The 15,654-nt window shown below is 74.2% G+C and carries 12 protein-coding genes; 8 read left to right on the forward strand and 4 right to left on the reverse strand.

Annotation, left to right across the window (positions count from 1 at the left end; genetic code table 11):
• Positions 1-456: 456 nt before the first annotated feature.
• From ACZ3IG_RS33505 to ACZ3IG_RS33520, 4 genes are read right to left on the reverse strand one after another with little or no spacing between them, the layout of a single operon-like run.
• A complete protein-coding gene (locus tag ACZ3IG_RS33505; protein ID WP_467436835.1) occupies positions 457-1,233 on the reverse strand; it encodes a fumarylacetoacetate hydrolase family protein in 777 nt (258 codons plus the stop codon).
• Between the two features lie 13 nt (positions 1,234-1,246).
• Complete coding sequence (locus ACZ3IG_RS33510; protein WP_467436836.1) at positions 1,247-2,164, reverse strand: TIGR03619 family F420-dependent LLM class oxidoreductase; 918 nt, start codon at positions 2,162-2,164, stop codon at positions 1,247-1,249.
• A gap of 5 nt (positions 2,165-2,169) precedes the next feature.
• Complete coding sequence (locus ACZ3IG_RS33515; RefSeq protein ID WP_467436838.1) at positions 2,170-3,846, reverse strand: GH3 auxin-responsive promoter family protein; 1,677 nt, start codon at positions 3,844-3,846, stop codon at positions 2,170-2,172.
• Between the two features lie 38 nt (positions 3,847-3,884).
• Positions 3,885-4,880, reverse strand: coding sequence for a zinc-binding dehydrogenase (locus tag ACZ3IG_RS33520; RefSeq protein WP_467436839.1), 996 nt, complete (start codon positions 4,878-4,880; stop codon positions 3,885-3,887).
• A gap of 638 nt (positions 4,881-5,518) precedes the next feature.
• Here ACZ3IG_RS33520 and ACZ3IG_RS33525 point away from each other — a divergent pair.
• The 8 genes from ACZ3IG_RS33525 to ACZ3IG_RS33560 all read left to right on the forward strand — a co-directional run bounded on the left by ACZ3IG_RS33525 (position 5,519) and on the right by ACZ3IG_RS33560 (position 15,555).
• The gene (locus ACZ3IG_RS33525; RefSeq protein WP_467436840.1) at positions 5,519-7,543 is read left to right on the forward strand and encodes a CoA transferase; all 2,025 of its coding nucleotides are present in this window, start codon (positions 5,519-5,521) and stop codon (positions 7,541-7,543) included.
• Positions 7,540-9,159 (forward strand): thiamine pyrophosphate-binding protein, encoded by a 1,620-nt coding sequence (locus ACZ3IG_RS33530; protein ID WP_467436842.1) that lies wholly within the window; start codon positions 7,540-7,542, stop codon positions 9,157-9,159. The genes ACZ3IG_RS33525 and ACZ3IG_RS33530 overlap by 4 nt, the downstream gene beginning before the upstream one ends.
• Positions 9,160-9,170: 11 nt before the next feature.
• The gene (locus ACZ3IG_RS33535; RefSeq protein ID WP_467436843.1) at positions 9,171-9,989 is read left to right on the forward strand and encodes an alpha/beta hydrolase; all 819 of its coding nucleotides are present in this window, start codon (positions 9,171-9,173) and stop codon (positions 9,987-9,989) included.
• On the forward strand, positions 9,986-11,158 hold the full coding sequence (locus ACZ3IG_RS33540) for an enolase C-terminal domain-like protein (protein ID WP_467436845.1): 1,173 nt from the start codon (positions 9,986-9,988) through the stop codon (positions 11,156-11,158). The genes ACZ3IG_RS33535 and ACZ3IG_RS33540 overlap by 4 nt, the downstream gene beginning before the upstream one ends.
• Positions 11,155-11,907 carry an SDR family NAD(P)-dependent oxidoreductase gene (locus tag ACZ3IG_RS33545; RefSeq protein ID WP_467436846.1) on the forward strand — a complete coding sequence of 251 codons (753 nt, stop codon included), beginning with the start codon at positions 11,155-11,157 and terminating at the stop codon, positions 11,905-11,907. The genes ACZ3IG_RS33540 and ACZ3IG_RS33545 overlap by 4 nt, the downstream gene beginning before the upstream one ends.
• A gap of 27 nt (positions 11,908-11,934) precedes the next feature.
• Positions 11,935-12,720, forward strand: a complete 786-nt coding sequence (locus ACZ3IG_RS33550; protein WP_467436847.1) for an SDR family NAD(P)-dependent oxidoreductase — start codon at positions 11,935-11,937, stop codon at positions 12,718-12,720.
• 135 nt (positions 12,721-12,855) lie between these two features.
• The gene (locus tag ACZ3IG_RS33555; RefSeq protein ID WP_467436848.1) at positions 12,856-13,584 is read left to right on the forward strand and encodes a thioesterase II family protein; all 729 of its coding nucleotides are present in this window, start codon (positions 12,856-12,858) and stop codon (positions 13,582-13,584) included.
• Positions 13,585-13,653: 69 nt separating this feature from the next.
• The gene (locus ACZ3IG_RS33560; protein ID WP_467436849.1) at positions 13,654-15,555 is read left to right on the forward strand and encodes a non-ribosomal peptide synthetase; all 1,902 of its coding nucleotides are present in this window, start codon (positions 13,654-13,656) and stop codon (positions 15,553-15,555) included.
• Positions 15,556-15,654 lie beyond the last annotated feature (99 nt).

A 15,654-nucleotide genomic window follows, 5' to 3' on the forward strand; every position in this document is an offset into this window, starting at 1 on the left:
CCTCGGCCAGGCCTCCTGTTGTCAGCACGCCACAGCCTCGGGGGCCTGTTCGACGGCCCGCTTGTCCGGGCGCTGTAAGGACACCCCCCCCCCGCTTCAGGTACGTGCCCGCCCCTGATTCGGTCAGCCGCGCCCCGCGCCGCTTCAGAATCAGCTCGCCGATCAGCCGTCGCGTCCGCAGCTGCCCGCTCAGGCCCACGTCACCGGGCCGGTGATCGAGGACCGCCGGACGCACGGCGGCCCGCTCGGCTCCCCCAGCACGTGATGCGCCCCGACCGGCTAGCCCCTCGGCCGCATGACCAGTGCCTCCCCACGGCCGGCCAGCCACTTCGCCCGCCACCCGTCGACCGCCTTCAGCGACACCCCGAGCACCGCCGCCACATCCTCACGGCCCCACCCGCGGCCACAGGGCCTCCTGCGCCGACGGCGACATATCAGGGTGGAGATCGGCGTCCGTCAGGTCCGGGGCCGGGCCGCGCTCTCAGCGGGGCGGTGGTCCTCCACCGGGTGGGACAGGGAGCCGATTCCTTCGATCTCCACCGTGAGTTCGTCACCGGGGCGGAGTACGCCCGCGCCCGACGGGGTGCCGGTGAGGATCACGTCGCCGGGGAGCAGCGTCATCAGGGTGGAGCAGCGGGCCACCAGGGCGCGAACGTCCCTGTTCATCTCCTTCGTCGAACCGTGCTGGCGCACCTCACCGTTGACGGTCGTGCGCAGCACCAGGTCGGTGGGGTCGATGCCGGTGCGTATCCAGGGCCCCAGAGGGCAGAAGGTGTCGAAGCTCTTGGCCTTGGTCCAGTGGCCGTTGGCCGTCCCGATGTCCCAGGCCGTGACGTCGTCGGCGCAGGTGTAGCCGAACACCACATCGTCCGCGGACGCCTCGGGCACGTCCCGGCAACGGCGCCCGATGACGACGGCGAGTTCGCCCTCGTAGCGGACCTCCGCGGCTTCCGGGGGCAGCCGGACGGGGCTGCCGGGGCCGACGACCGAGGTGGAGGGCTTCATGAAGACGACCAGGTCCGGCGTGACGACGGCGCCGTAGTTGCGGCCCGCCACCAGTATCTTGCTGGGCTCCACCGGCGCGAGCAGGACGACCCCCGCCAGCGGCAGGCTCTCCCCCGTGGGCCGGACGCCGTCGAAGGGAGCGTCCGACAGCAGGTGAACCCGCTGGGTGCCGGTGTCCACGCGGGCGTAGGCCTGCCTGTCACCCACCGCGACGCGCGCGATCAGCATGGAGTTCTCCCTCTCACCAGGTGCCTGGGGCCAGTTCGCTGAGCAAGCTGTCGACGCGGTCGGTGTGCGCGGCGGCCGGTGCGTCGGGGGACCCGAACTCGGGGTCGAAGTTCGGGTCGACGAAGATCTCGGTGACGCCGGTGTCCGCAAGGCCGGCGAGGTCGGACCGGACCTGTTCCGCGGTGCCGGTGAACAACGGCCGGTCGGCGCCCGCTCGCGCGCGGACCCGTACCGGAGCACGGCAGACGAAGCGCAGGGCCGAGCTGTCCCGGCCGGCCTCCTCGGCGCTGTCGCGTACGGCGGCGACGGCCTTGCGGATGGTGTCGGGGGCCGCCTTGCTGCCGGCGATCCAGCCGTCGCACAGCCGGCCCGCGCGGCGCAGTGCCGCTGCCGAGGTGCCGCCCAGCAACAGCGGCGGATGCGGCCGCTGGACCGGGCCGGGGGCGAACACGGCGGGTGGGACGCGGTAGAAGGGGCCGTCGTGCTCCACCGGTGTCCGCCCCGACCACACGGCGTGCAGACAGGCGAGGAAGTCGTCCGCGCGCCGGCCCAGCTTCGCCGGGGTCACACCGGCCGCCGTGTACTCCTCGTCCACCGAACCGTTGCCCAGGCCCACGTCGAGCCGGCCACCGGAGAGCACGTCGAGCGTGGTGAGCTGTTTGGCGAGCACGGCGGGTGCGTGCAGTGGCATGGCCAGGACGGCGACTCCGAGGCGGATCCGCGTGGTCCGCGCGGCCAGGAACGACAGCGTGACCAGCGGATCGTGAACGCTGCGGTTCGCCTCGCCCCGGGAGCCGTCGGGGACGCCCAGGACCCGTTGGTAGGTCCACAGCGAGTCATATCCCCAACGCTCGGCGGCGAGGGCGACGTGCACCATGTTCTCCGGCGTCGACCAGGCGCCGGAGACCGGAGCGGCGAATCCGATGCGCATCCCTGTCACTCCCCCGCCGGACCGGGCCTGACCAGGCCGAGTTCACGCAGCGTGTCGTGGAAGGCCGCGTCCTTCTGCAGCCAGTGGTGTTTGATCTGGGCCCCGGCGGCACCCTGGCTGAACCTCCGCTCGGCGACCTTCCTGAACGCCCCCGGCACCAGCGGCGCCACCCGCACCGGGCGCAGCCGTCCGCTGCGCCGCTTGTCCGCGTACTCCACGTTCACCTCCTGGAGCACGGCGTCGATCCGGCCCGCGACGTCCTGCGGGTCGAGGGTCTCGTAGGCGCCGGCCCACTCGACGGCGACCGTGTAGAACGGCGGTGTGTCCCACACCGGGATGCCGGTGAAGTGGGGGTGGTCGACGATTGCGCTGCCCAGGACCCGGATCACCGCGGTCTGGATGTCGGACTCGGTGAGCTTCTCCCCGGTGAAGGAGCTCTGGAAGCCGGCGCGTCCCAGGAACTCCAGCCGGGGTGTCGAGCCGACCGTGCCCACGACGCGGTAGACGTCGCCCACGTCGTAGCGGTAGAGACCGTTGGCCTGGCTCATGACCAGCCGGTAGTCGGCGCCCGTGTCGAGTTCGTCGTAGGTGAGGGTCGGACTGTCCGCGGGCAGTGGTCTGCCGTCGTCGAGTTCGCTCCACGGCACGAACTCGAAGTGCCCCTGGTCGACGGCGAGCGGACCGGCGGAGGGGTGGTCGTCGACCGGCAGCGTCACGATCCCCTCGGTCCCGGTGGTACTGAAAGGCAACGTTGCCACGCCGGGTGCCAGCCGTGACAGCCACGGGCGGTAGAGCGCCGCGGAGGCGGAGTTCCAGCACACCAGCAGGCTCAGGCGGGGCCACAGGTCGGTGAGGAGGGGGCGGCCGTCCGCGCGGTCGAAGGCGACGGTCAGTCGGCGGGCGAGGGTGGGATCCGCCTCCGTGGAGCGGCCGTCGTGCAGCTCCCGCAGCAGCCGCTCGGCGTTCTCCCGCAGTGCCTCGGCGAGCGACACGATCTTGGACGGGTTCACGGAGACGATCAGCCGCAGGCCGCGGTGGGCCAGCCGCAGCAGCTTGCGGTAGAGCAGGGTGTCCATTCCGGCCGGCTGGGTGTCCCGTGCGAACCAGCTCTCCGCGCGCCACGGCGGGTCCCAGTCGCCGGGGTCGTCGGGGACCGGTCGCTCGGTGATCCCGTACACGGGGAAGCCGCCCACCTGGTCGCGCGGGGGCGCCGGCTCCCAGGACAGGTCGAGGACCTCGTCGCCGTCGTAGTGCTCGGTGCCGAGCTGCTCGAAGTACAGCCCCCATTGCGCGTACAGCGCGGGTCCCCGGTAGGCGCGGCGCCAGTGGGTGGTCGTGGGCACCAGCTTGGCCCGTCCGGTCGAGCCGGAGGTGCGCAGGAAGGCGTAGGGGTCGTCGGTGGTGAGAACGCGGCGCTCGCCGGCGAACTGCCGTCCGACGTAGGGGGCGAGTTCGTCGTAGCGGCGGATCGGCACGGCGTCCCGCCACTGCGCGGGCGTGCGGACCGCGCGCAGGCCGTGCTCGTGCCCGAAGGCGGTGTCGCGGGAGACCGCGAGGAGGTCTTCGAAGACCCGCTCGGCCGTCTCCGCGGGTTGTGCGCAGATCTTGCGCTGCACCGCCAGCGCGCTCTGGGTCCTGCGCAGGAAGTCCCGGTCTTGTGCGGTCTTGCCCGTCGTGGCCAAAGCTGTCTTCCTCCTGGGTCGGGCCGGCGGGAGTGGGGTCACGCGACGCGGACGACGACCTTCCCGAACGCCCGGCGCTCCTCCAGTTCGGCGACCGCCTCGTGGACGCGGGACAGGTCGAAGTGGGCGTGCACCGCGGGTCGGAGGGCGTCGGTGGTCACCAGGTCGAGGACGGTGTGCAGGTCCTGACGGCGCCAGGCGTTGGAACCGAGGATGTCCAACTGGCGCGACCACACGTACCGCAGGTCCGTGAGCGCCTCGTACCCGGTGGTCGCGCCGCAGGTGACGATGCGGCCTTCGCGGCGGGCACAGCGCAGGGAGAGGGGCCAGGTGTCCTTGCCCTGGTAGTCGACGACCACGTCGGCGCCGCCGTCCGTGAGCCGTCGGACCCGGCCGCGGATGTCGTCGGCGGCCGGGTCGAGTGTCTCCGCCGCGCCGAGCGCGCGCAGCCGTGCCCGTTTGGCCGGCGATCCGGAGCAGGCGATGACACGGGCGCCGGCGCGCACCGCGAGCTGGACGCAGGCCACCCCGACGCCGCCGGTGGCGCCGAACAGCAGGACGGTCTCGCCGGGCCGCAGCCGCGCCCGGGTGAACAGCATGCGCTGGGCCGTGCCGTAGGCGATGGGCAGGGCGGCGTACCGCGCCGGGTCGGAGCCGTTCGCGGCGGGCAGCGGGATGGCGTTGCCGGCGGGAACCACCACGTACTCGGCGAGCCCTCCCCAGTGGTGTTCGCCGAGGATGCCCCGGCCGATCATGGGGTCGAGCAGGACGCGCTCGCCCAGGAGGCGGTCGCCCGCCTCGTCGGTGGCCTCCTCCACGATGCCGACGACGTCGCCGCCGGAGACATGGGGGAGGTTCAGCCGGACACCGGGCAGTCCGTTGCGTACGTGGATGTCGAGGTGGTTCAGCGCGCACGCCTCGACCCGCACCCCGATCCATCCGGGTGGCGGGGCCGGCCGCGCGACCCGGTCCAGGGTCAGCCGGTCGGGACCTCCCCAGGCCCGTATCACGGCGGCCCGCATCAGTCGCGTCATGCGCCTGGCGTCCGTCGACGGGCGACGGAACGCGGCCGTCGCGATGCTTTGATGGGTAACGAAAGGCAAGGGCGCTTCTTCGTCATCACATCCGCCGGTAAAGGGAATTCAAAAAGCATCCCCTCGGGCCTCCTGTCGATTACCGAGGCCGTGAGCACATAAGCGGAACCTCGTGGAAGCAACTCCCATTCACCGTGGCAGTCGCTCCGGAGAGCTGTCAAAGCGGAGCGCGTGTGACCACCCTCACAAAAATTTTGCCCTCGGTGACGCAACTGATCGGCGCTCTCACCCGTGACGGGCGGGAGCGGTTCCCTGGCGAATCCGGAACCAAACTTCAGCCGGCTACAGACTCTCGAATTGGCCAATGTCGGCTTCTCTTCCCTCCCTTCAGGTGGTGTGACCACTGGTTCCGAGGAAAAACGGAACGATGGTTTCTCGCCGTCTTCGACACGAAGGGTCGACACCGGCCTGAAGCAGCGGGTTCTAATTGCTGCGAGGAACCGCTGCCGGAATACTTCGCTGACCTGCGGCCGCTGACGACCGAAGTCCCTTTCACGGCGGAATACCCGTCATTCCACAACCGACTGCCAGCCGGCCGCCGTCCGCGGCCGGTGCGCGTTTGCGCGAGGAGGACCCACATGACGGCAGCAGGGCCGCTCCAGGGCACCGAGGTGCTCCTGGCCGGCCGGCGCACGTCGGCCGCGCTGCTGGGCAGGCTGCTGGCGGACCTCGGCGCCCGCGTCGTACGGCTCGGTCCGCCACCCGAGGGCGACGGACCGTTCACGCGGTGGCTGCGCGCCGCCGCCGAACCGGCCGCCGAACCGGACGGGACGGCGCGGTCGCTGCGGCGAGCCGACGTACTGGTCCTCGACGCCGAGGGCGACACCCGCCTCACCGGCCTGGGGCTGCCCCCCGACGAGCTGACGCGGCGCCATCCGGACCTCGTCACCGTGCGGCTGAGCGCCTTCGGCCGCACCGGTCCGCTCGGCGGCACCCCGGCCACGGAGGTCACCCTGCAGGCGCTCGCCGGGCTGACCGCGGCGACCGGCGCGGAAGGGGACCCGCCGGTGACCTCCACGGTGGGCCTGGCCTCGCGCACGGCGTGTCTGTCCGGCCTGATCGGCGTCGTGGCCGGACTGGTGGGCCGCGAGCGCGGAGGCGGCGGCGACTTCCTGGACATCGCCGAGCTGGACAGCCTGCTCGCCCTCACCGGCACCCTGTTGCCGAGTGTGGCCCTCACCGGCAGCCCGCCGCGGCGCACGGGCAACCGGCACGGCATGGCGGCCCCCTGGAACACCTACCCGTGCCGGGACTCGCCGGTCGTCATCTGCACCATGGGCGACCCGATGTGGCGGCGGCTGGCCGACGTCACCGGCCACGGCGACCTCGGCGAGGACCCGCGCTTCGCCGACACCGGCGCCCGGGTCCGCAACGCGGACGAACTCGACAAGCTGATCGGCGAGTGGACCAGGGTCCGGCGGGCGGCGGACGTGGTGGCCCGCCTCCAGGCCTCGGGCATCCCCTGCGCGCAGATCGCCACGCCCGACGAGGCGCGCCACGGGGCCGCCGCCCGCCGGCGCGGCCTGGCCACCGGCGCGTCCGCCGCGCCGGGCAGCCCGCTGTCCTCGCTGGTCCCGAAGGTCACCGACGGCCCCTCGCCGCGGCAGGGACGGCTGTGGGAACGGATCCCGCGCGGCGCGCCTCCGCTGCGGGGCCTGCGGCTGCTGGAGCTGGGCTCGTACACGGCCGGGCCGCTCGCGGGCAGGCTGCTGGCCCAGCTCGGCGCCGACGTGCTGAAGGTGGAACCCCCGCACGGCGAGGGGTCCCGGCGGCTCGCCCGGCCGGTGGGCGGGGTCGGCTACCTCTACTACGTCAACAACGCGGGCAAGCGCTCCTGCCGGCTCGACCTGGCCGACGCCGGCGACCGCGGGACGTTCGACCGGCTGCTCGCCGGCTCCGACGTCGTCCTCACCAGCCTCGCCGCCGACACCCTCGCCGCCCAGGGCATCTCCCCCGCCCAGGTGCTCGCGCGCCACGGCACCGTGCACTGCACGGTCACCGGGCACGGCCTGGCCGCCGCCGACCGCAGCGTCGACACCGTCATCCAGGCCGAGTCGGGCATCATGCACCTCGTCGGCGGCCGCCGGGGAGCGCTGCGCACGCCGGTGTCCAGCGCCGACGTGCTCGGCGCCTTCCTCGCCGCCGCCGCCGTCACCGTCGCCACCTGGGTGCGGCTGCGCACCGGGCGCGGATGCGCCGCCGACGTCGCCCTGTTCGACAGCGCCGTGTGGACCACCCAGGAGCACTGGTACGACGACGGCCCCGCACCGGCCCCGCGGCTGCTGGCCGCCCCGGACGGCACCGTCCTGGCCGACACCGACCGTCCGCTGCCGGGCGGCGGCTCCGTCGCCGCCGTGCTCGACGCGGCGCACGCGCTCGGCGTGCCCGCCGCGCCCCTGCACGATCTGGCCCGCGCCGTGCGCCACCCGCAGGTGCGCGCCCGGCGCATGGTGCTCACCCAGAGGTACGCGGACACGGACGTGCTCGTCACCGGTGACCACCTGCGCTCACTGATCCGGGAGAGTCCGCCGCCGGCGTGCGCGCCCGTCCACCAGGACGATCCCACCTGGCTGCCGCCCGTACCCACCGGAGGAGAGCGATGAAGGTCTTCCACGTGCTGGCCGACACCCTGACCGCCCACGGTGTCGACACCGTCTTCGGGCTGATGGGCAACGCCAACCTGCTCTACCTGCCCGCGTTCGCCGAGGCGGGCGGCCGCTTCGTCCCGGTCGTCCACGAGGCGGGCGCCGTCGCCATGGCCGACGGCTACGCCCGGATGTCCGGCCGGGTCGGAGTGGCCTCCGTGACCCACGGACCGGCTTTCACCAACACCCTGACGGCGCTGGTCGAGGGCGTGCGCAGCCGGAGCCGGGTGCTGCTGATCACGGGCGACCCGCCACCGGTGCCCACCCACTTCCACCAGTTCGACATCTCCGCGGTCACCACCGCCGCGGGGGCCGCGTACGAACGCGTCCAGGGGCCCTCCTCCCTCGTGGCGGACCTGAACCGGGCCATGCAGCGCGTCGTGGCCGAACAGCGGCCCGTCGTGCTCAACCTGCCGATCGCCCTGGTCGAGGCCGAAGCCGGCGAACAGGCGCCCGTCGCCCTGCCCGTGGCCCCCGCCCCCTCGGCGGCCCCCGGGGAGGAGACCCTCGACGCCGCCCTGGGCCTGCTCGGCTCGGCGAAGCGGCCGCTGATCCTGGCCGGCCGCGGGGCGGTCCTCGCCGGGGCGCGCGACGCCCTGGTCGAGCTGGCCGACCGTACCGGCGCGGCACTCGCCACCACGGTGCTCGGCAAGGAACTCTTCGCCGGGCACCCGCGCGACATCGGCATCTTCGGATCGCTCGCGCACGGCGCCGCGGACACGGTCATCGCCGAGGCGGACTGCGTCGCCGCGTTCGGCGCCGGCCTCAACATGTGGACCGCGCTCAACGGCGACCTGTTCCGCGGCAAGAAGGTCGTGCACGTGGACACCGACCCCGCCCGGTTCGGCTCCTGCACCCCCGTGGACGCGCCCGTCGCGGGAGACGCCCGCCGGACGGCCGAAACCATGAACACGCTGCTGGAGCGGGCCGGCGTCACAGCGGCCAACCCCGCCTGGTCGCGGCGCGTCGCCGGACGCCTGGCGGGATACTCGCCCGAGGACGACGTCGAGGACCACAGCGGGCCGGACACCGTCGACATCCGCACCGCGATGATCCGTCTGGACCGGGTGCTGCCGGCCGAACGCACCGTCGTCAGCGACATCGGCCGCTTCGACGTCGGTGTCTGGCCCCACCTGAGGGTGGCCGACCCTTCGCACTTCACCGTCATGGGGGGCTTCGGCTCGATCGGGCTCGGCCTGGCCGGGGCGATCGGCGCCGCCATGTCCGGCACCGGCCGGCCGGTGGTCGCCGCCGTGGGCGACGGCGGCTTCATGATGCACCTGTCGGAGTTCACCACGGCCGTACGGCAACGGCTGAAGCTCGTCGTGGTCGTCCTGGACGACGGGGCCTACGGCGCCGAGCACTACAAGCTGCGCCGCCACGGCTACGACCCGGCGTACTCCGCGTTCGCCTGGCCCGACCTCGCCGGGCTGGCCACCGCGATGGGCGCCCGCGCCCTGACCGTCCGCAAGGCGGCGGAACTGGACGCCGTGGGTGACCTGTTGCCGGACCTGGACGGCCCGCTGCTCATCGACGTCCGGCTGGACCCCGACGTCAACCTCGTCCGGTACTGAGGAGGCCGGTCATGCACTCCACCCGCACGCTGACCGCGTCCGACGGCACCGCGCTGGCCCTGCACAGCTGGACTGTGCCCGGCGCGGACACCTCCCTGTTCTACTTCCACGGCATCCAGAGCCACGCCGGATGGCTGTGGGAGACCGGACCCGAACTGAACGCCCGCGGCATCGACGTCCACGCCCTGGACCGCAGGGGGTCGGGGCGCAGCGCCGGGCCCCGCGGCCACCTGCCGTCGGCCGGCCTCGTCCTCGACGACTACGCCCGCGCCCTGGCGGCCGTTGCGGAGCGGGCCGGCGGGACCCGGCCGGCCGCCCTGGGCCAGAGCCTGGGCGGCAGCGTACTGACCGCGCTGTGGTGCACGAGCGAGCTGCCCGTCCGCCGGCTGATCCTGTGCGCGCCCGCGCTGGGCCAGCAGCGGGCCCGGCACACACCCGCCGCGCTGGACGCCCGCCGGGCCGGCACGGGGACGGCACCGCACCCCGTGGGGCTCGCCGACGCCGACTACACCGGCCTGACGCGCTACCGGGAGTTCATGGCCGCCGACCCGCTGATGCTGCGGGAGGTGACCTCGGCGACGCGGGCGACGCAGGTGCGCCTGGAGGACCTCTACGCCACCGGGAGCCCGCGTACCCCGCTCCGCGTCGACCTCGCCGTGCCCAGGCACGATCCGGTCATCGACCTGCGGGCCGCCCGGACGACGCTGCGCCGGCTCACCTCCGACGTACACGAGGAGGTCTTCGCCGCGGACCGGCACTACCTGGAGTTCACCGAGGCCCGCACGGCGTACTGGGACTGGCTGGCCCTGCGGTCGAAGGAGGACGCATGATCCGCCGCGTGCGGCTGTACACCGCCACCGTGCCCATGGCCACGGCCTTCGACCACGCCACCCGCTCCCGGCGCGCCGCGGAGTCCCTGCTGGTCCAGATCGAGTTGGACGGTGTCGGCGGATGGGGGGAAGGAGCGCCCCGCGGCTATGTGACCGGCGAGACCCTGGACGGCGCGGTGCGCGCGGTGGGGAACCGCGACCCCGCGGCACTGGCCGAGCGGATCGACTGGCGGACCTTCGAGGGCGCCGTCGCCTCCGTCGCCGCGCTGCCGCCGGGCGCCCTGGCCGAGGGTCCGTCGGCCGCGGCGGCGATGGAGATCGCCCTGCTCGACGCCGTGTGCCGGAGCCACGGCCGGCCGCTGGCCGACGTGCTGCCGGTCCTGGACCCGCCCGCCGGCGTCGTGCGGGACGGACCCACGCACGTCAGCCTCGTGATCCACCTGGCCCAGGACGTGCCGTCCGTGCTGGACGCGCTCGCGCCGCAGACGGTGGCCGCGCTGCGGCACGTGAAGGTCAAGGTCGGGGACCCCTCCCACGCCGTGCGGCGGCTGGCACAGGCCCGCGCGCGGCTCCCGCGGGAGACGACCGTCTCCCTGGACGCGAACGGCGCGTGGACGGTGCGGGACGCCGAGCGGATCGCGGCCGGACTCGCCGGCGCGGCCTGGGTGGAGGAGCCCCTCGCGCCCCGGTCCTGGACCGAACTGGCCCGGCTGAGGAAGGCCACCGGACTCTCGGTCATGCTCGACGAGTCCTGCACCACGCCCGCCGACGTCCGCACCGCCGTCGCCACCGGCGCCGCCGACCACGTCAACGTCCGCCTGTCGAAGTGCGGCGGCTTCCTGGCCGCGGCCCGCCTTGCGCTGCGCGCCCACGAGCTGGGTGTCGGCTGCCAGCTCGGCGTGCACGTCGCCGAGGTGGGCCCGCTGTGGGCGGCCGGACGGACGCTGGCCACCGAGTGGGGGCTGTGGCGGACGGTGGAGGCGGGGAGGGCCGACGAGTGGTTCCCCACCCCGCTGACCCGACCCGTGTTCGCCGTCGACCGGTCGCTGTACCGCGTGCGGGCCCTGTCGGGACCGGGCACCGGCGTCGAGCCGAGCGGCGAACTCCTGCGGCACACCCGGTGCCTGGCCACCTGGGAACCGCGCGGCGCATGGCAGGAGGCGGCATGACGGCCCGGCCCGACGTCGCCCTGGTGACCGGGGCGGGCGCCGGCATCTGCGCCGAGGTGGCCCGCAGGCTGGCCGCCCGCGGCACGGGCGTCGTCCTGCTCGACCGGGACGCCGAGGCGGTGCGGCGCGTCGCCGCCGAGCTCGGCCCCCGCTGCCTGCGCGAGCCGCTCGTCGTGGACGTCACCGACACAGCCGCCGTGGAGGCCGCCGTGGGCTCGCTCGACCCGCGGCACCGGCCGGGCATCCTGGTCAACGGCGTCGGTGGCGACACCCGGGCCCGCCCGGTGACCGAGCTGACGGAGGCGGACCTCATGTCCGCCGTCGCGCACAACCTGACCAGCGTGTTCACCATGACCCGGCTGTGCGCGCCGGCGATGGTCGAGGCGGGGCGGGGCCGCATCGTCAATCTGGCGTCCATCGCCGGACGCACCTTCAGTTTCTTCAGCAACGCGGCCTACGTGGCCGCCAAGGCCGGTGTCATCGGGTTCACCAAACAGTGCGCCCACGAACTGGCCCCGCACGGCGTCACGGTCAACGCGGTGGCCCACGGCGTCATCGGCACCGAGCGCATCCGGAGCGCCTGGGCCGGCAAACCCCCGGAGTGGACCGCGGACCGGGTCGGCCGTATCCCCGTCGGACGGTTCGGCACCGTGGCCGAAGCCGCCGGCATGGTCTGCCAGTTGTGCGGCGAGGACGCGGGATACACCACCGGCGCGGTCGTCGACGTCAACGGCGGACTGCACATCTGACAGGCACGAGCGAAAGCTGGCATACGCATGACCTCACACTTCACCGACCGCGTGGTCATGGTCACCGGGGCGGGCAGCGGGATCGGCCGGGCCGCGGCACGGCTCCTGGCCGGGCAGGGCGCACGCGTCGTCCTGGTGGGCCGCGCCGAGCCGGCGCTGGCGGAGACGGCCGCCGGGCTGCCGCCCTCGCACCACTGGGTGGCCCCCCTCGACGTCGGCGACGACCGGCAGGTGGAAGCGTGCGTGGCGGAGACGCTCCGCCGGTTCGGAAGGCTGGACGGAGCCTTCAACAACGCTGGTGTCTTCGGGGAGTTCGGCCCGCTGCACGAGGACACCGCCGACAACTTCGACCGCGTGGTCGCCACCAATCTGCGCGGCGTCTGGTCGTGCATGCGCGGCCAGCTCGGCGCGATGCTCGCGGCCGGCGGCGGCTCGATCGTCAACTGTTCCTCGGTGTCCGGCCACATCGGGCACCCGCAGAGCCCGCTCTACTCGGCCACCAAGCACGCCGTCATCGGCCTGAGCAAGTCGGCCGCCCTGCAGTACGCGGGCGACGGCATCCGGGTCAACGTCGTCAGCCCCGGCTCGACCGACACCCCCATGCTGCGCAGCCTGTACACCGAGCCCGGTGCGCTGGAACAGCGGGCACGCCGGGCCCCGCTGGGCCGGCTGGGGGCCTGCGACGAGGTAGCCGAGGCCGCCCTCTGGCTGCTCGGTCCCCTCTCGTCGTACGTCACCGGGCAGACGATCGGGGTCGACGGGGGTGTCACGGCCGGATCGGCCGTCGCCCGCCCCGTCCGCGCCCCGTCCTGAGCACTGAGCACTGAGCACTGAGCACTGAGCACTGAGCACGGTCAGCCCCGGGGCCGTCCCGGTCCCGCCCTCCGTCCCGCGACGCCCGCCGCGCCGCTGCCCACCGATCGTCGAGCCGAGGAAGGTCTGGCGCTGATGAAACCGACACTTCTGGTCTCCTTCCCGCACGCAGGCGCGGGTCCGTCGTTCTTCTCCGGGTGGTGGAACCTCGCCTCGCACGGCCTGGACGTGGCGCCCGTGAGCCTGCCCGGCCGGGAGAAGCGCTTCGCCGAGGAGCCCCTGGAGTACGTGTCCGACGCCGTCGAGGACGCCCTGCCGCAGATCCGCGCGCAGGCCGGCGGCTATCGCGGGATCGTCCTGTTCGGGCACAGTCTGGGGGCGGTCCTCGCCTACGAGACGGCCTGCCGGCTGGCGGCCGACGCCGACGTGGCCGTCCTGGCCCTCGTCGTCAGCGGGTCGGCCGGCCCCGCGCACCGACACGACCTCGGCGCCACGGGTCTGCCCGAAGACGCCTTCCTGGACGCGGTGGAGCGGGCCACCGGCTACCGGCACGAGGCCCTGGACGACCCGGACCTGCGCGAACTGCTGCTGCCCGCCCTGCGCGCCGACATCGCCATGCACGAGCGGTACCGGTCCGCCGGCCCCACCGTGCTGGACGTCCCCGTCCTCGCGGTCCGCGGTGCCGAGGACGGCCTGATCGACGCGGAGCTGCTCGGCCAGTGGCGCGCGGTGACCGCCGCCGGCTTCGAGGCGCGGTCGCTGCCCGGCGGCCACATGTACCTCGCCGACTCCCCCGGCCCGCTGCTGCGCCTCATCGGCGACAGCCTGGAGCACATCCTCCCGCCGGACACGCCCCGCGCGTGACCCGCGGGCACCGTCCCGTCCGCGGCACGAGAGAGAAGGGCCATGGAGCAAGAACGGCAGGAAAGGGCCATGGAACGCACACAGCAGGAGCAGACAGCACCGCCTCGGGGGCCGGCCGCGGCCGGCGGCACGGCGCCCGGCACCTCCGCGGTGGCCGGGCCGCGGATCCCGGTGGAACGCGGCACCCGCATCGACGACCTGCTGCGGACGGCCGCCCGGACACACCCGGACCGGACGGCCGTGACCGGCGGGCACCGGCCGCTCACCTACGCCGAGACCGACCACAGGGCCGACCGGCTCGCCCGCACGCTGCGGGCGGCGGGAGCAGGGCCCGGCACCCGGGTGGCGGTGGCGGTGGAACGGTCGCCGGAGATGCTGGTGGCGATCTTCGCCGTCCTCCGGGCGGGCGCCGCGTACGTGCCGGTGGACCTGGGCCACCCGCCCGCCCGCAACGCCTACGTCCTGCGCGACAGCGGCGCCCGGATCGTCGTCGCCGCCCCCGGCACAGTGGAGCAGCCGGACGGCGCCGTGACCCTGGTGGACCCGTACGCGCCCGGGTCCTACGACGCGGACGACACGCCCCTGCCGCGCACCGGGGACGGCACCGACGTCGCCTACGTCATCTACACCTCCGGCTCCACCGGCGAGCCCAAGGGCGTGATGGTCGAGCACCGCTCGGTGCTCAACCGGCTGCGGTGGATGCAGCGCGCCTATCCGCTCGGCGCCCGGGACGTGCTGCTGCAGAAGACCCCGGTCGGTTTCGACGTCTCGGTGTGGGAGCTGTTCTGGTGGACCCTCGCCGGGGCCTCGGTCCACCTCCTGACGCCCGGCGGCGAGCGCGACCCCGACACGATCGCGGCGGCCGTCGACGACCACGGCGTCACCGTCGTGCACTTCGTGCCGTCGATGCTGCACGCGTTCCTGGAGCACACGGACAACGGCACGGAACGCGGGCACCGACTGTCCACGCTGCGCCGCGTGTTCGCCAGCGGGGAGGCGCTGAGCCCCCACCACGTCCGCCGCTTCCACGAGGTGCTGGGCGGCGCGCCGTCCCGCCCGCAGCTGGTCAACCTCTACGGTCCGACCGAGGCGACGGTCGACGTCACCCACCACCCGTGCACCGACCCGGCTCCGCGCACCGTGCCGATCGGCCGGCCCATCGACAACGTCCGCCTCTACGTCCTCGACGACGCCATGCGGCCGTGCCCCGCCGGCGAGGCGGGTGAGCTGTGCATCGCCGGAATGAGCCTGGCCCGCGGCTACCTGGGGCGCGACCGCCTGACGGCCGAGCGGTTCGTCGAGGACCCCTTCCCGGGTGAGCGGCGCGTCTACCGCACCGGCGACCTGGCGCGGCTGCTGCCGGACGGCTCCCTGGAGTACCTGGGCCGCAACGACCACCAGGTCAAGATCCGCGGCGTCCGGGTGGAGCCCGGCGAGGTCGAGAACACCCTGCTGGCCCATCCCGCGGTCGTCAACGCCGCCGTGATCGCCCGGCACACGCCGGCCGGCGAGGCCTACCTGTGCGCCTACACCGTCTGCCGCCGGGAGGTGCCGGCCGGCGAACTGCGCGCCCACTGCGCCCGGTCGCTGCCCGCCGCGCTGGTCCCGGCCCACGTGGTGGGGCTGGCCTCGCTCCCGCTCACGCCGAACGGGAAGCTGGACCGTGCCGCGCTGCCCGCGCCCGCGGCGCCCGCCTCCGGAACACCGGACCCGGCCGGCGGCGGCCGGCCCACCGCGCGGGCGGAACGCCTGATCGCCTCGGCGTGGGCCAAGGTGCTCGGCATCCCCGTCGAGACGATCGGACGCGCGGACGACTTCTACGACCTGGGCGGCACCTCGCTCGCCGTCCTCGCGGTGGCCGCCGAACTCCGCGGCCACCTGCGGCTGAAGGACCTCATGACACAGCCCCGGCTCGGCCCGCTCGCCGACACGCTGGCACGGCACGCCGCCGGTGAGGGACACCGTCCGTGACGCCCCGCGGGCCCGTGCGACACCCCGCCCGCCGGGCGTGCCCACCGGCCGTCCCCCGGCCGACCGCCCCCGCACCCCGCCGTGGCCCCTGCCCCACGC

The sequence above is a fragment of the Streptomyces sp. NPDC016677 genome (assembly GCF_055562815.1).

Bases quoted from the DNA above. Each gene is read 5' to 3' on its own strand.
- ACZ3IG_RS33505 (WP_467436835.1), bottom strand. From the start codon at position 1,233: ATGCTGATCGCGCGCGTCGCGGTGGGTGACAGGCAGGCCTACGCCCGC.
- ACZ3IG_RS33510 (WP_467436836.1), bottom strand. From the start codon at position 2,164: ATGCGCATCGGATTCGCCGCTCCGGTCTCCGGCGCCTGGTCGACGCCG.
- ACZ3IG_RS33520 (WP_467436839.1), bottom strand. From the start codon at position 4,880: ATGACGCGACTGATGCGGGCCGCCGTGATACGGGCCTGGGGAGGTCCC.
- ACZ3IG_RS33525 (WP_467436840.1), top strand. From the start codon at position 5,519: ATGACGGCAGCAGGGCCGCTCCAGGGCACCGAGGTGCTCCTGGCCGGC.
- ACZ3IG_RS33530 (WP_467436842.1), top strand. From the start codon at position 7,540: ATGAAGGTCTTCCACGTGCTGGCCGACACCCTGACCGCCCACGGTGTC.
- ACZ3IG_RS33535 (WP_467436843.1), top strand. From the start codon at position 9,171: ATGCACTCCACCCGCACGCTGACCGCGTCCGACGGCACCGCGCTGGCC.
- ACZ3IG_RS33540 (WP_467436845.1), top strand. From the start codon at position 9,986: ATGATCCGCCGCGTGCGGCTGTACACCGCCACCGTGCCCATGGCCACG.
- ACZ3IG_RS33545 (WP_467436846.1), top strand. From the start codon at position 11,155: ATGACGGCCCGGCCCGACGTCGCCCTGGTGACCGGGGCGGGCGCCGGC.
- ACZ3IG_RS33550 (WP_467436847.1), top strand. From the start codon at position 11,935: ATGACCTCACACTTCACCGACCGCGTGGTCATGGTCACCGGGGCGGGC.
- ACZ3IG_RS33555 (WP_467436848.1), top strand. From the start codon at position 12,856: ATGAAACCGACACTTCTGGTCTCCTTCCCGCACGCAGGCGCGGGTCCG.
- ACZ3IG_RS33560 (WP_467436849.1), top strand. From the start codon at position 13,654: ATGGAACGCACACAGCAGGAGCAGACAGCACCGCCTCGGGGGCCGGCC.